Here is a 15,474-nt window from a genome sequence, read left to right on the forward strand (position 1 = left end):
CTAAGGACATTATGACATTGAATTTCAGCGCAGATTGGCAGCAGAAGCTTGCCTCTTTAGACAATAAAAAAAGCGACTTTCTCAGAGACGCGCTCTTTTTACTGTCTGAAGTTAACCCTGACGCGTTAGCTAATAAACCGTCACTCGTTAACTTCGTGTCACGTCTTATTTCCTTCTTAGATGGAGCTTTGTCAAAGCAACTTGACAAAATCCTCCATGAGCCTGATTTTGAACATCTACACAGTAGCTGGCTGGGATTACAAGGCCTTGCAACCTTGCCAATCAATAAGCAGCGTACCAAGCTCAAGCTTCTTGATATGGATTGGGATGAAGTGTCAACCGACATCAACCAAGCTTACAATGTCAAAGCTTCCAGCCTATTCAACAAAATAGGTAACAAGGAGTTAAATACGCTCGGGGGTAGCCCATTTGGTTGTATTGTGTACACGCATCCTATCTCTATCGATATGGACTTCGATGCGGACTATGACGACCTTTTTACCGTCGAGCTATTGAGTAAACTCGGCGAATCAACCCTTTGCCCGATGCTTTTCTCACCCGATGAGAAATTCTTTGTAGATCCCGGAGCTGATTGGCTTTCAGATATCAATAGAATCGAAAAAATCATCACCGGCCCAGACTACGGCGCTTGGCAGTCTTTACGCACTAAATCAAGCTCAAGGTTTGTAGGTTTTATTATGCCTTCAATACGAATGAGACAATGCTATAGCAATACCAAGGCAGGCTTCATCTACAACGAAGTCGGCACTGGGCTTTGGGGCAGCGCGACCTTTGCGTTCGCCGCTACCATCATGCGCGAATATCACCGCGTAAATTGGTTTGGTTTTCTCAAATCGCGTTGGAATGACAAATCTCAAGGTGCCATTGTAAACATCGACAAACATAACTGCCTATTTTTGCGCGAACCTCAGACCAGTGTGGTCCTTTTTGGGCAGATATCGACGTTTTATGCACAAAATGGATTTGTACCCTTGACCAAAAGTCCACTCAGCGACAAATACTTTTTCAATGGAAACAACTCCATCTGGCAAAGCGGCTCTTCTGACAACGAGAAAATCTTAACTCAAATTCAGACTAGTCTGATGTCTTGTCGCATTGCCCACTATTTAAAGGTTCAGGTCCGCGAGATGCTTGGCAGTTTTAACACTGCGGCAGAATGTGAATTGTTTTTAACCCAATGGATTGAAAAGTTTGCTAGTAATGTGACTTATGCGAACGAAGAAACGCTCGCTAAATACCCATTAAGCTTCGCTAAAATCAGCGTTTCAGAATCTGAAAATCAACCTGGTAGCTTTGTATGTACATTGAGGATTGTCCCACAATATCAATATGATCACTTCACTGGCGAGGTCATTTTAACCACAGAACTGGATGAGGCGGCCTAATGGGATTTTGGAAAACGTTTATAGAGCCGAATAGCTCAAGCCAAAGCGAAGAGATTGATGATATCAAATATCACCTAACCAAACTTCTCGAGTCTGAATCATCCCTAGTCGATATTGATGATCGATTCACAGAGCTACAGCGTTCTAATTTGCGCTTTGGCATAGAAGATGTTCAGCTCTTGAGTGCCAGCTTAGATCAGACCCAACTAGCATTGCGTCTAGAGAGTTATATCAAGCACTTTGAGCCCCGCCTTACTCAGGTAATGGTTGAGTTACTTGAACGTAAGGAAAATGAGAACGCACTGGTTTTCAATATAATCGCTAGAGCAAGAACCTCCAAAGGAGAGCAAGAACTGATATTCGACTCTAAGATTTCACTCAACGATTTAACCACAGTAATGACGGAGGATAGTTATGACTGATCCTTTGATGCGTTACTTTGAACAAGAGCTGACTTTTGTAAGGCGTGCCCTAGGACAATTTGGTCAGCAACACTCAGAGCATGCAGAACGCCTCAATATTCATCAAGGCCAGATCGAAGACCCCAGCCTCGCTCGTTTGCTCGACGGCGTTGCGTTACTCAACGCCACTGTAGAAAAGCAGCTTTCCGAGCAACTCCCTGAAGTTGTACAAGGTCTACTTGGTGTGCTCTACCCAAGTTACATTCAAACTATTCCTAGTGCCGCCTACCTACAGTTGTCTCATGAGGAAGATGTTTCAGAGTCTGTTCTGATTCCGAAGGGTTCGCACTTTACCTCAGAAGCTAAGGGGAAACTTTGCCAGTTTACCACCGTTGATGATTTAAAGACGGCGCCATTCTCCTTAACGGATACAGCAGCAGCCAGTGCACCATTCAAGTTTAATCGTCCAGCTGGCACTGAGCAGTCTACTGCTGTTATTCAACTTTCGTTGTCAACAGGCGATCCCGACACCTATTTTTCACAACTGAGTCATCAAGATTTAGATCTCTTTGTGCAAGGTTTTGAGAACAACGCAGACTCACTGGTTGAATTACTGTTAGGTCAAACTAAGGCGGTATCCATCTCTGATAGCGAATGCAAAAAACACGTTGTTTTACCAGCAGAAAAGCTAAAGAGTCGTATCAGCGATCTCAACTTTTTGTTTTTGCCACAAAAGGGCAATCAGTTTTCAGGTTTTCAACTAATCAGCGAGTTTTTCTTTTTCAAAGAGAAGCGCCAGTTTTTTCGCTTAAAGGATTTTGGGCAAGCCATTAAGCAATTCGACTGCGCTGACATCAAGCTCAACTTGTTTATGAATTCGATACCAACCGAATTCATGCGTTTATTTGACAATCAAGTGTTTAAACTCGACATCATTCCTGCAGTCAACCTTTTTGAGCAAACGGGCGAGCCGACGAATTATGACCAGAGATGCTTAAGTATTCCTGTTAACGCCGATGCTCACAGCGAAAGTGATATTGAAGTTGTTGAAGTCAAAGAAGTATTCGAGATTACTCCTCAAGGGGAAAAACCGTTAATTCCTTTGTTTAGAGATAGCTATAAGTCAAACCCAAATGCAGATTATTGGCAAAGCTCTCGAGATATTAATGGTCAGTTTAAACTTGCCATCAGTTTAAGACCTAATCACGACCTTGAGTTCAATAAACTCTATGGAACACATCTTCTGTGTACCAATGGAAAACAGGCATGTGGTATTAGCGGCGACATGGAATGCCTTGAAAGCATCGATTTGCCAGGTTCTTTTAAGGCTATTTACCCACCGACTGCGCCCATTGAGCGAGAACAGAACTTGAATTTGCACTGGCAATTTGTTGGCTTACTGAATGGTAATTTTTCGTCCCTTCTCCACTCAGATAACCCAACAGAAAAGCTCAAGCAGATGCTTCAACTATGCAGTCGTGAGCAAGTATCAGCAGAAGAAATTCAGACAATACATAGCGTCTCAATTAAATCTCAGGTTTCAGCTTTACGTATAATGGGTAAGAACGTCTTCTCTCCTGGCACTGAAATAGAGTTGACACTCGATACTCAGAGTGGGTTCCTTGTATTTAGTGATGTTCTCAATCGCTTCTTCCAACAGTTTTGTAGCTTCGACCGTTATATCCAACTGTCTATCCGAATCTATGGAAGAGATGGGGTTGCCAAGCGCTACCCTAAAATTCATGGGAGCCAACTAGCAATGTGATTGTTGGTTGAGAGATACATATGACATTGATTAGCGATTTAACCCAACATCCTCAACAATACGATTTCGCTCAGGCGATGCGATTGCTGAATCATTGGATAAATCAAAACCCGAATCGGGTAAAGCTTGAACTCAAAGCAGAGGCAATGCCTACCGGCGACGCGAGCGAAATACAGTATTTTTCACTTAAAAACAATCGCTTGAAACTTAGGTTAGCCAAGCAGGCATTATCTGGTGTCAAAGGTGTCATACCAAACTATATTTACGAGGAACTTTTATCCGCGCTTCACAATGACGATCATGCACTGAAAGATTTTCTTGATGTATTCAATCAGCGTTATTTTGAAATTGTTAGCCAACTGGAAACAGGTTCTTGGCTTGTTGTTCAAAATGAACTTCAACCAGCAAAAACGGCATTACTCAACCATATTGCTACACTTAGCAACAAACATGGAAAGTATTTTCAGTACTCCATGTTGCTTAACCAAGGTCAGAGAAACCTTAGTACCCTGAGTCAAATGCTTAATGACTATTTTCCGTTCGGTATCAAAGTCTCGACTAAAACTCATGAGCGCCGTCAGCTTCCATCTGACTCTCTGACTCGATTGGGTCGGAAAGAGCAATTCAATAGTCGGGTTGGACAAGGTTTTTTGCTCGGAAAAACCTGCTTAACGCATTTTAGTCATTTGATGGTTTATATAACCCCAAAAACGGAAAATGAGTTGATCGCGATCCAAGCCGATCCACTGCTGGCAAGCCACATGAAGGAATTGATTCAGCATTATTTGCAAGACAATACTCCGACTTCTGTTTACCTCAACGTAAAGCGGGAGTATCTGAATAGACCTCGTCTATCCAGCAACAAATACAACGCGGCGAAACTGGGTGAAGTTGATTGCCTAGCGCCGGAAAGGAAACCACAACAAATAGTAAGTATTCTCCTGAAGTAACGCACTTCAGAACCAAAACGAGTTGGGTATTAAAGACGTATTGATGCCTTTTGAGATACAAGGAAAACGGTATGACGCAAGTTACGCTAACAAATCTAGTCGCCAAGTTGTCACCAGAATTGAAACAAGCACTTGAAGTTTCTGCTGGGGCCGCTATGAATCAAAATGTCCCTTCTATTGAGACAGAACATTGGCTGTTGCAGTTGCTTTCACAGCAAGACAAACACTTAAATAGCCTCATTCAGTCACAAAACCTATCTCAGGATAATTTGGTCAACGAGCTGTCCTCGAAGATTGCTCGTTTTCCAAAAGGGAATGAGGGTCAGCCAACTCTTAGCCAAGCACTCACCGAAATCGTAAAAGACGCTTGGATGATTGCTTCGGTAAACTATGGCCATGGTGAAATTATAAGCCTTCATCTGGTTCAAGCCATGCTGCAACAAAACGTGCTGGGTATGAATACGCTTCAGCTAGAAAGCTTACAAAGTGTTTCACTGGAATCTCTTCAAGGGCTAATCAATAAAACAGCCGTTGCTAGAGCAAAAACTGGCGCTGCTGCAGCAGATGGTACTGGCGGTGCCCCTGTCGGCAATGACGCATTAAGTAAATACACAACGAATCTGACACAGCAGGCATTGGACGGCAATATTGATCCTATCTCTGGTCGAAATTCAGAAGTGCGTAAAGCCATCGACATTCTGTGTAGAAAACGCCAAAACAACCCTATCATGGTTGGGGAACCAGGGGTTGGTAAAACAGCAGTTGTAGAAGGCTTAGCATTGCGCATTGCGGCTAATGAAGTTCCAGGCGCACTTCAAGGCGTACAAATTCATTCATTGGATCTTGGTTTGCTGCAAGCAGGTGCGAGTGTAAAAGGTGAATTCGAGAACCGACTCAAAGATGTGATCAACGAAGTAAAGAATAGCGAAAAGCCGATTATTGTTTTCATTGATGAAGCTCATACCCTAATTGGCGCAGGCGGCGCAGCAGGCCAGAACGACGCAGCAAACTTATTGAAACCCGCTCTTGCTCGCGGTGAGTTCAAAACCATCGCAGCGACCACATGGGCAGAGTACAAAAAGTACTTTGAAAAAGATCCGGCATTAACTCGACGTTTCCAAGTCGTGTCGATCGAAGAACCGAATGCAGAAGACGCGAAACAAATGCTTCGTGGTATTGCGGCGTCACTGCAAAAACACCACGGCGCCTTTATCGCTGAATCCGCTATCGATGCCGCTGTTCATTTGTCTATTCGCTACCTACCTAGTCGCCAGTTGCCTGATAAGGCGATTAGCTTACTCGACACTGCAAGTGCTCGTATCGCACTTACTCAAGGCGCTAAACCTGAAGTTATTGAAGCACTTGAGCAGACTATCCGTTATCAGCAAAATGAAAAAGCAGCGCTAGAAAAAGAGCACGCTCTGTTTGGCATTGCAGAAGATGAAATTGCCGAACTCACTGGCGAAATTGCAGATAACGAAAAGAAACTCGCAGATTACCAAGCGCGTTGGAAGAAAGAGGTCGATTTCGTTGACCAAATCAAAGAGCTTCAGCAAGAAATCAGCGATGAACAAACCGAAAATAGTGTTGATAAAGCCAAGCAAGACAAGCTGAATGAACTTATCGATCAGTTGGGTGAATTGCAGGGTGAAGAGCCGCTAGTCAACGCAATGGTTGATGACAATACCATAGCTCAGGTCATCGCTAACTGGACTGGTATCCCGGTCGGAAACATGATGAGTGATGAAATCGCTCGACTTTTATCCCTAGAAGAAGAACTAGATAAGCGTGTCATCGGTCAAGATGTAGCAAAACAAGAACTAGCCAAAGCGATCCGAATTTCTCGTGCAGGCCTTACCGACAGTCGAAAACCGATTGGCGTGTTCCTCATGTGTGGCCCAAGTGGTGTGGGTAAAACCGAAACAGCCATGGCGCTTGCAGAGCAACTATACGGTGGTAGCAACGATCTGACAGTAATCAACATGACCGAGTTTAAAGAGGAACATAAAATATCTATGTTACTTGGTTCTCCAGCAGGCTATGTTGGCTTTGGTGAAGGCGGAGTTTTGACGGAAGCTATTCGTCGAAACCCTTATTCAGTCTTGTTACTCGATGAAATGGAGAAAGCGCACCCTGGCGTCCATGATCTGTTCTACCAGATTTTCGACAAAGGCCATATTAAAGACAGTGAAGGCCGAACTGTCGACTTTAAGAACACCATCATAATCATGACATCCAACGCAGCAGATCAGGCCATCTGTGATGTTTGTGCGGACAATAGTGATCGCCTAAGCAATGAAGAGCTTCTCGAATCAATTAGGCCAGATCTTCAACACTACTTTAAACCCGCATTCCTCGGACGTACGACTATTGTGCCGTACTACCCATTAAACGATGAAGAATTGTCTAAAATTACTGAAATATCCCTCAATCGAATTAAGAAAAAACTCGCTGAGCAATATCAGGCTTCGTTTACATGGAATGAAGGCTTCGTAGAGTACGTCGTTGGCAAGAACACTGACCCTACGACAGGTGGACGCGCCGTTGAGCAGATCATTAACCGCTCTTTGATGCCTAAACTTGCAGAAGAATGTATCAGTAGATTGAGTCAGCAACAGCCAATCACTCAAGTTTCCGTTACGACCGCAAATTGTGAGGAAGGATTCGATCTTACGATTAAGTAAGTGAGAAAGACGAACAGCAAGATGGATACTGGATACATGATTAAGCCTAGACGATTTATCTCACTAAGAGCCAAACTCATCTTGGCAATTGTCTCCGCCTTGCTGTTCTCTAATGGGCTGAATACAACATTAAACTATCTCAATTTCGATAAACGACTCACCCAGACAAGTGATTCCACCTATCAAGTTGTGCTCGACGAAACGGATAATGATATTCGTCAAGCGATGAGCTTAGGTCTTCCCCTTTCCTCGATATCAAACATTCAATCTTTGATTGAAAGGCGCTCAGACCTTGTTGATGGCATCAGCAAAATTCAGGTCGTCAATCGTACCAATCAAGTATTGTTTACTACTGGTGTAGCCAAATTTGACACCGACAGACTACTGACTACGGACATAGTCAATACATTCAATGTAAAAGAAGGCGAGTTGAGACTTTACTACTCACCGCTATACCTAGAAAAAATCAAACAGACATTATTGTCTCAACAAATTATGGATACCCTTTTATGGGTGTTAGTCGCAGCGGTAATAGGCTACGTTTTCCTGAACTCGCTACTTGATTTTTTGCTCAAAAAAGTTCAGGCAGCCACCAAGGCAATAAACGACCAAGACCTGACTGATAGGCAAGTGATGCTTTCAGTAAGGAATTACATTATTGCAGGGCGCTCTGGGTCCAAGTGGGATAAAATGCGAGCACGATACTTTCCTCTGCTTATCATTCTACTCGCCATTATCTTAACCGTCGCCTCAAATTTAGCCAGTTCCTACCAGTCTTTGAGTAAATTCTCGATCGTCTACGAAAAGCAGCTTGAGCAAAAATCTAACCTAATTGGTGATACGCTATCTCATATGATTGGGCGCATCATTGACGAGGGGGTTCCTCTTGAGCGATTGGTCGGATTGGAGGAAGAATTTTCAGCGTATATTGAGCATCATCCTGAATTACTCTCAATTCGTTTGGAGAACAACAAAGCTGCTATCTATCAATATCCAAAATTTTTCCCAGATTATGTCGAGGCCAGTGAATTATCTATTCCAATAGATACCACTGGAATCATCAAGCTCCAAATGATGGCTGATACCAACATCATACCTCAGATGATCAAAGACAGTATCATGGACATGATCACTGTCCTCGTTGCGTCAGGATTGTTTGTTATCGAAATCATCCTGTTTATCTGTCATTTCATGATCATCAAACCGTGGAAACAAATTAAGCAGCTAATAGCAATGGGCGAAAACAAACAAGTACCCTATCTAGTACAGGTTCAATCTAATGACGAATTTGGTACCCTAATTGGAAAGCTTAACCTGCGGATAAAAGCGGCCTTTGCGCGTGAAAACTTACCTGAACGAAACATTCAGGATTATCGCTTTATCAGGCTCCCTTTGTTTATCTTGATTTTCTCCGAAGCGGCCTCCCTCGCCTTTTTCCCAAACTTTGTCGCCAGTTTACCAAGCAATCAAAACTGGATCCCTGCAGACTTAGTGACCAGCCTACCTATTTCACTCTTTATGTTATGTTGGGCAATTTCTCTTCCCTTTGCGGGTTACTGGTCCGATAAAGTCGGTAGAAGAAAGTCGCTGATTAGTGGTGGGCTTATTACAGCATTTGGTTTGGTTGCGACAGCCTTAAGTCCTAATTTGGAGTTGCTGCTCATTGCCAGAGCACTTACTGCTGTTGGATATGGTGTCGTATTTATCTCAGCTCAGGGATACGTCACTGACACGACGAACACGCAGAATAGAACCAAAGGTATGTCGACCTTCTTATCTGCTTTTTTCTCCGGTTCACTTTGCGGGGCAGCAATTGGTGGCGTCTTAGCCGACAAATTGGGCTACTCGATGACATTTCTACTTGCAGCGACTTTGGCTGTCATAGGTGTGATACTGGTCATAAGCTTCTTTGACCGTGGAGAATCGAATAGCGAAAGTAAGCCCGTACAGCTTAGTGACTTTAAAATACTCTTAAGCAACAAGTACTTTGCTCTCATCACCTTTTTTAGTGCTATCCCTGCAAAAGTAGTCTTGACCGGCTTCTTGTATTACATCTGCCCGGTTTATTTGCAGTCTTTGGGAGAGAGCAGCGCCGTTTCAGGACGAGTAATGATGACATATGGGCTGGCAATCATCATCATCTCGCCTCTCGCCGCGATGCTAATCGATAAGTGGAATAACAAGATCGCCTTTATCTTTGCCGGCGGTATCTTGTCTGCTGCAGCATTGATGAATATTATGTTATTACCGGGAACTTCTGGATTACTGATGATAGTAATATTAGTGGGTATAGCGCATGGCATATGCGTTTCTCCACAGGTGCCGCTTATCATAGAGTTGTTATCGGATTCCGGATTAGATAAAGGCAAAACGATTGGTATCTTCCGATTGACGGAACGCATTGGCAATATTGCTGGCCCTCTGGTTGCAGGACTGGCTTTAAGTGTTTTGGGATTTCAAAATACGATAGTGCTGTTTGGCATTGCACTACTAATCAGTTCTATTGTTCTGCTTAGCTGTTATAGCTTGTTTGTTCGCAGAGATAAGAATCAACTGGAGGTGCTGAAATGAAAGCGTTGTTTTTATGCTTGGCTATTCTTTTCCCGTTTGTAACATCAGCGGAAGATTCTGAAGACAAAAAACATGTCGTCATGATATTGTGGCGCGGTGTGACGGATGCCGAGCGTGGATTCATCGATTACCTGTCCGGAAAAATGAACGTAAGATACACCATCTTGGATGCTAATCGTGACAAATTCGTCCTGAAGCAGCACCTAGAAAACATCGAGCATTTAAAGCCGGATTTGATCTATACGTTTGGCACGACTATCACCCTCAATCTTTTAGGTACTGAGCATAACCCTAGCCAATTCAGAGAGAACAGTGATACCCCCGTTGTATTTAGTATCGTAACCGACCCTGTGGGGTCGAAGATTGTTAACGCTTTAGATGAAGATGGAAGAAACTTTACAGGCGTCAGCCATATCGTTCCTCACGACGTACAGTTAAACGCCATCAGTCAGTTGAGTGGAATCCAAACCATAGGTATTATCTTTAATCCTTTAGAAAGCAATGCCGTAGTGACTGCAAGAAATATACAAACGCTTTCGGCAAGATTTAAGAAAGATGTATACTTGTATCCGCTAAGAACGAGGAACGATAAACCTGATTCTAGCTCCGTTGAAAAAGTCGTCGATCTCATGATTGAGGACGGTGTTCAACTGGCTTATCTTCCCCCCGATTCGTACATCATTAGTCAAGGTAAAAGCATTGTAGACAATTTACATCAACAAGGTATTGCAACGTTTTCTGCAACCGAATCTCCTATACGAAAGCACGACGCACTGTTTGGTATTGTCAGTCGCTATTACAACGTTGGCCAGTTTGCTGGTCACAAAGCGGAACAAATATTAAGTGGAAAATACATACCCAGCGACGTCCCTATTGAACCACTTACTCAATACTCATATATAGTTAATGTCGGTGCTGCTCGTACACTTAATTATTATCCACCCGTATCAATTTTAAAAATTTCCGAACTTATTGGAGGAAATGAATGGTCAGAATGATGCCGTATTTTACTTTCTGCCTAGCGATTTTTCTTGGCCTAGTTACCATAGCCAATGCTTCAGCACAAACTACTTTTGGTCCTGCGCGTTTGCACTTAACAACGCAGGACTGGCCTCCTTACCAGGACTATAAACATGGTCAGATGCAAGGCATTGCGTTGGATAAAGTGAAATGCGCTCTCAGTCATATGGGGCAACCCTACCAGATCACGATGACAGTCTGGTCAGACGCGCAGTTGCGAGTGCAAAGTGGTACTCAACACGGCTTTTTTGTCGCGACTCAAACAGCGGAGCGTGATGAGTATGCGACGTTATCAGCCCCGATCGCACAGCAAAAACTTCGTTGGTACTTTGGCCCTGGAGTAGAGCCTAAAATGGATGAGCTTACCAAAGTTAACCTTAAATTTTCTGCTAAATTTGGGTCCAACAAGTGGTTTTGGTTAAAGCGCAACGGATTCAACGTAGTCAAACAGCCTCGAGATGCTAAAGTATTACTAAAGCTTTTAAAACAAAGGGATATTGATGTCGCACTGGAAGATGAAAAAGTCTTTGAGAGTGAGCTAAAAGAAGCCTCTCTACCAGACGATTTTTTCCAGTCACAGTTGATGGACACTCAACCTATGGGTGTTTACTTCTCTAATCGATTCCTTAAAAAGTACTCTGGTTTCCTATCTGCATTTAATGCAGCGACTTTAAAGTGTGAGGGGTAACGAATGACTATTAGCATTCATTTGATTTCTGTACCCTCTGATGAGGTAGTCACCTCTCGCGTGGTGTACTTACCAAAAACAGGTGGTGAATTTGGAAGGGCAACATCTTGTGACATCTCTTTACCCGACCAAAGCAAACGCATCTCAAGAGTGCATGGCAGTATTCGTCTCACAGACAACGGGTACTGTGTGAAAAGTACAGGACAAAACAGCGCCGTACTTAATGACAAAAACATGGTCCAAGGAAAAGAGTACCCGCTCAACGATGGGGATATTCTAAAGGTAGAAAACTACACCATGCTTGTCTCGACACTCGTGACCTCAAATCAAGCTCAAGACGAAGTAAAAGACGATACGTTGTTTTCTGAGCCATTTTCTCTTCAACTAGATAATGACGAAATCGACTTTTTAGAAGAGGAACCAACCCCAGTGAACAGTCAAAAGAGCAGCCCGTTTTCTGAAGACAACGTACTAAGCGATGACCCTTTTGCTGCGGACCCTTTTGAAGACTTAGACGCAGACGTGATTGCAGCCCATGTTGAGGTTGATGACATCCATGTTAAGGTCCCTCAAAATCCCGAAGCCTCTGAGTTTCTGCCCGTTGATTCGAAAGTTGGTGCTCCTATCGAAGCATCACTTGAAAAACTTCTATCAATGACTGAAAAGAACCATAAATACTTGAGAAATCCGTCTCTGCACCATGAGGCTCTCTTTGAAGCTTTAGAGAAAACTGTAGATCAGTTCTTGAACGAGTTCGCCCCCAATCAGCTTGAAAGACAATTTAGTGATTACATCTCTGGTGGTATGTTTACCAACAAGGAGAAAAAGTACTGGAAGATATACCGTAAACATTTCCAGCACAGACAAGACAACGGCGACTTCAGGCGTCAGTTCAAAGCTCTCTTTATGGAGAATATGCAAAAACAAAGAGAGGAAAATTAATGGCTAAGTGGTGTGTAGTTTTGGCTCTGTTTCTGATCGGATGTTCATCAGATCCTGCGCCTGTTGTGACTCAATACTCTTTAGCAATTAAGTCAGATACATCGACCAACCCTTCGGATTCCAATGAATCCAATCCGGTAGTGGTTAGATTATACCAACTGACTGATGCACAGATGTTTAAGCAACAGCCTTTCATTGATTTGTACAGCAATGATACCCAGTTGCTCAGTGCCAACCTTGTATCAAAGCAAGTTTTACCGGTTATTATTCCGGGTAGTGAGCAAAAAATCACGCTAGATATCAATAATCAAACACAATATCTCGCGGTATTAGTCGAGTTTATTGATTACCAGCAAAGTGAGCCAAAGTCAGTTTCAATGTTGCCTAAAAACTCTGACGAGTATTTACAACTTAGTCTCTCAAGTGACAAGGCCAAACTAGAAGTTATTACGCCAGATTCTCCCTGGTGGAAATTGTTTTAATCATAAGATAGGGAAAGTACGTGGACGCATTCAAAAAAGTAGTATGGCAAGAAGGTATGTTCATTGCCCCACAACATTTTCAGCAACAGGATCGATATGTACAGAACTACGTTCGCCAAAATATTGAAACGTTAGCCGGATTTGCTCCCTTTTATGGTGTCACTGAATTAACCATCAATCACGATTTGCTTAAAATAGGTAAGCTCTCTATCACTTCTTCAGCGGGTGTCTTTCCTGATGGGACTCATTTTGAGCTAAAAGAAGAAGTAGCTCGAGATATCCCTCAAGGTACAATCGAGACTATCGCTTTTCTCGCTTTACCCATTTCATTGCAAGGCAACAATGACTATGGGAGTGACGAATCAGAGCAAAGCCGTTATGTCACTCAATCGATTAGCGTATTTGATACCTCAACATCGGAGAATGCTAGCGTTGAAATAGACGTTGCACAATTAAACATTTCTATAAAGCTTGCCGGTGAAGATACGTCCGGCTTTACACTTATCCCGATATCTAAGATTCTGGAAAGTAACGAGTCTGGTGAGGTTGTCCTCGATCGTGCCTTCATTCCAGCTTGTCTTCACTACGGCGCGTCGACACTGCTCATGGAACGAATGAAAGAAATACACGCCCTATCTTCTAACCGCGCAACTAATTTGCTTAAACGTATTCATGCCGGCCAAGGGCAAAAAAGCCCGCAGTCGATGATGCAAGACTACCTTTGGTTACAGACATTGAACACTTGGCTTCCGTGGTTCGATCTCACGATTAACAACCCCAAATGTCAGACACATGATTTATATCTGGAACTACGTAAATTCGAAGCTCAAGTCATGGCTTTAACGCCTGCGATACCTGAACCATGTAGTCAGCTTCAGTATCAAAAGCTCTATGATAGCTTTAACCCATTGTTCTCTAGCTTGCGCAACATGCTAACGCTAGTCCAACAGGACTCCGTGATCGAGTTTAACTGGGACTCTTCCCTGTTTGAGCGTCGTCGCCTTCTAAGGACCTTGATAAAAGATACGGCAAGCGTCTCTAATCGTCGTTTTGTACTGGCGGTAAAATCTAATATCAGTAGTGCTGAATTGAACGAACTTTTCCCTGTCGCTGCAAAACTGGGTAACAACGCACGTATCGTCGAGCTGGTTAGAAACAGTTTGTCAGGGATCGCATTGTCTCCCCTACCTGTTGCCCCGAGCGAGCTGAAGCCAATGCAAGGCGTTGCCTACTTTGAAGTCGATACTTCAGACAGAATGTGGCTAGAGATGCTAGAAAATCGTGATGCGATAGCACTGCACGTTGATACTCGCATTTCTGAATTAGAAGTCATGTTGTACGCGTTGAGATAATGCCAATGGACTATTTAGACGAAGAAACACTGGTTTGGGACACAAATAAATCTGACTTCACCGACAAAAACAGCGACGAAAGTACCACGAGCTGGGCGTCGGTCAACGCCAGTAAAAATCATCATGAATTTCTGAATTATTTCGATAAAGCAGAGAATCAATTGATCAACATCAGTAGCGAATTACTGGCGACTACCCTGAAAGTCTCAACGTTGCCCGAACCCGAAGACGTCACAACGCTGCGCCATCAGCTTGTTAGTAACATCAATGATATTAAGGCCAAAGGTGCCGAGTTAGCTTATCCCGTTGCGGTGATCGATAAACTCTGTTTTTTGTACGCGGTTGTTCTAGACGAGCTCATTATCTACAGTGAATGGGGTGAAAAGCGAGGTTGGGAGAATAAAACCTTGCTGAGTGAATTGTTTGGTATGCGTAACGGTGGTGAGCTGTTTTTTACTGTCGCAGAAAAAGCAACACGACAGCCTCACAAACTTATTGATTTGCTTGAAGTAATCTACATTTTTCTCAATATTGGCTTCAAAGGTCAGTACAGAGAAACGGGTAGCGAGCAATTGAAAGCCTTCATTCACCAGCTCGAGCAAGTTATCAGCCAATACCGTCAAAGCAACAGCATTCATTGTCGCACACGGGTGAAGCAACCTAAAGCACGCAAGCCGACACGAAGAAAACGCTACTTATTAACCACACTGTTTTTTAGTACTTTGATTGCTTTAAGCATATTCTTAACCGACTTCTGGTACGACAAAACAATGCCCCAAAGGGCTCGTGATTTCAGCTTTTTACCCGACTTCAGCGAACGTTACATCTTATCTGGAGAAGTCAATGACATCGTTTTTATCAGTAATGATGAAGATTTGGTCAGCCCACCTCAAAGAGCAAGCAAAGTCGAAATGGTGGACGCAACACCGCCTCCTTCGATGATCACAAGCAAGTCGACATGGTTAGTACAGCTAGCAACATTTTCATCACAGAAGAATGCTGACGCTTTTATTAGTACACTATCGCCTTCAGCATACACGCCTTCAGTAGAACAATTTCACTCCTATTTTCGTGTCATTGTACACAGTGAGTCGGCTCAGCAAGCTCGTGAGATAAAGGCTTGGTATTTGGAGAAAGACGCTATCAAAGCCATCGTTGTGCAGAACAGAAAAACAACAAAAGACACTAAGAAAACATCAGAGGCTCCATAACA

General features: G+C 43.3%; 12 protein-coding genes. All 12 read left to right on the forward strand.

The genetic code is table 11. The annotated features are described in order from the left end of the window. Positions 1-11: 11 nt before the first annotated feature. The 12 genes from OH455_RS11545 to icmH all read left to right on the forward strand — a co-directional run bounded on the left by OH455_RS11545 (position 12) and on the right by icmH (position 15,472). Entirely contained in the window at positions 12-1,406 is a 1,395-nt protein-coding gene (locus OH455_RS11545; RefSeq protein WP_045976065.1) for a type VI secretion system contractile sheath domain-containing protein, read from the forward strand. Then, positions 1,406-1,828 (forward strand): type VI secretion system baseplate subunit TssE, encoded by a 423-nt coding sequence (gene tssE, locus OH455_RS11550; RefSeq protein ID WP_045976064.1) that lies wholly within the window; start codon positions 1,406-1,408, stop codon positions 1,826-1,828. The genes OH455_RS11545 and tssE overlap by 1 nt, the downstream gene beginning before the upstream one ends. Further along, complete coding sequence (tssF, locus tag OH455_RS11555; protein ID WP_206372952.1) at positions 1,821-3,572, forward strand: type VI secretion system baseplate subunit TssF; 1,752 nt, start codon at positions 1,821-1,823, stop codon at positions 3,570-3,572. The genes tssE and tssF overlap by 8 nt, the downstream gene beginning before the upstream one ends. A 20-nt stretch (positions 3,573-3,592) precedes the next feature. Further along, complete coding sequence (locus tag OH455_RS11560; protein ID WP_269981477.1) at positions 3,593-4,522, forward strand: type VI secretion system baseplate subunit TssG; 930 nt, start codon at positions 3,593-3,595, stop codon at positions 4,520-4,522. Positions 4,523-4,593: 71 nt separating this feature from the next. Further along, complete coding sequence (tssH, locus tag OH455_RS11565; RefSeq protein WP_269981478.1) at positions 4,594-7,206, forward strand: type VI secretion system ATPase TssH; 2,613 nt, start codon at positions 4,594-4,596, stop codon at positions 7,204-7,206. Positions 7,207-7,242: 36 nt separating this feature from the next. After that, entirely contained in the window at positions 7,243-9,777 is a 2,535-nt protein-coding gene (locus OH455_RS11570) for an MFS transporter (RefSeq protein ID WP_269981479.1), read from the forward strand. Next, positions 9,774-10,775 carry an ABC transporter substrate-binding protein gene (locus OH455_RS11575; protein WP_269981480.1) on the forward strand — a complete coding sequence of 334 codons (1,002 nt, stop codon included), beginning with the start codon at positions 9,774-9,776 and terminating at the stop codon, positions 10,773-10,775. The genes OH455_RS11570 and OH455_RS11575 overlap by 4 nt, the downstream gene beginning before the upstream one ends. Beyond that, on the forward strand, positions 10,772-11,485 hold the full coding sequence (locus tag OH455_RS11580; protein WP_045976093.1) for a substrate-binding periplasmic protein: 714 nt from the start codon (positions 10,772-10,774) through the stop codon (positions 11,483-11,485). The genes OH455_RS11575 and OH455_RS11580 overlap by 4 nt, the downstream gene beginning before the upstream one ends. Positions 11,486-11,488: 3 nt before the next feature. Then, entirely contained in the window at positions 11,489-12,427 is a 939-nt protein-coding gene (locus OH455_RS11585; protein WP_269981481.1) for an FHA domain-containing protein, read from the forward strand. Next, entirely contained in the window at positions 12,427-12,909 is a 483-nt protein-coding gene (gene tssJ / locus OH455_RS11590; RefSeq protein WP_045976057.1) for a type VI secretion system lipoprotein TssJ, read from the forward strand. Before OH455_RS11585 ends, tssJ begins: the two co-directional genes overlap by 1 nt. Before the next feature lie 20 nt (positions 12,910-12,929). Then, positions 12,930-14,261, forward strand: a complete 1,332-nt coding sequence (gene tssK / locus OH455_RS11595; RefSeq protein ID WP_269981482.1) for a type VI secretion system baseplate subunit TssK — start codon at positions 12,930-12,932, stop codon at positions 14,259-14,261. A 5-nt stretch (positions 14,262-14,266) separates the two neighbouring features. Further along, positions 14,267-15,472 (forward strand): type IVB secretion system protein IcmH/DotU, encoded by a 1,206-nt coding sequence (gene icmH / locus OH455_RS11600; RefSeq protein ID WP_269981483.1) that lies wholly within the window; start codon positions 14,267-14,269, stop codon positions 15,470-15,472. The last annotated feature ends 2 nt before the right edge of the window (positions 15,473-15,474 follow it).

The organism is Vibrio sp. T11.5 (assembly GCF_027587155.1).
GTDB classification, from domain to species: domain Bacteria; phylum Pseudomonadota; class Gammaproteobacteria; order Enterobacterales; family Vibrionaceae; genus Vibrio; species Vibrio neptunius.

Bases quoted from the DNA above. Each gene is read 5' to 3' on its own strand.
- OH455_RS11545 (WP_045976065.1), top strand. From the start codon at position 12: ATGACATTGAATTTCAGCGCAGATTGGCAGCAGAAGCTTGCCTCTTTA.
- tssE (WP_045976064.1), top strand. From the start codon at position 1,406: ATGGGATTTTGGAAAACGTTTATAGAGCCGAATAGCTCAAGCCAAAGC.
- tssF (WP_206372952.1), top strand. From the start codon at position 1,821: ATGACTGATCCTTTGATGCGTTACTTTGAACAAGAGCTGACTTTTGTA.
- OH455_RS11560 (WP_269981477.1), top strand. From the start codon at position 3,593: ATGACATTGATTAGCGATTTAACCCAACATCCTCAACAATACGATTTC.
- tssH (WP_269981478.1), top strand. From the start codon at position 4,594: ATGACGCAAGTTACGCTAACAAATCTAGTCGCCAAGTTGTCACCAGAA.
- OH455_RS11570 (WP_269981479.1), top strand. From the start codon at position 7,243: ATGATTAAGCCTAGACGATTTATCTCACTAAGAGCCAAACTCATCTTG.
- OH455_RS11575 (WP_269981480.1), top strand. From the start codon at position 9,774: ATGAAAGCGTTGTTTTTATGCTTGGCTATTCTTTTCCCGTTTGTAACA.
- OH455_RS11580 (WP_045976093.1), top strand. From the start codon at position 10,772: ATGATGCCGTATTTTACTTTCTGCCTAGCGATTTTTCTTGGCCTAGTT.
- OH455_RS11585 (WP_269981481.1), top strand. From the start codon at position 11,489: ATGACTATTAGCATTCATTTGATTTCTGTACCCTCTGATGAGGTAGTC.
- tssJ (WP_045976057.1), top strand. From the start codon at position 12,427: ATGGCTAAGTGGTGTGTAGTTTTGGCTCTGTTTCTGATCGGATGTTCA.
- icmH (WP_269981483.1), top strand. From the start codon at position 14,267: ATGGACTATTTAGACGAAGAAACACTGGTTTGGGACACAAATAAATCT.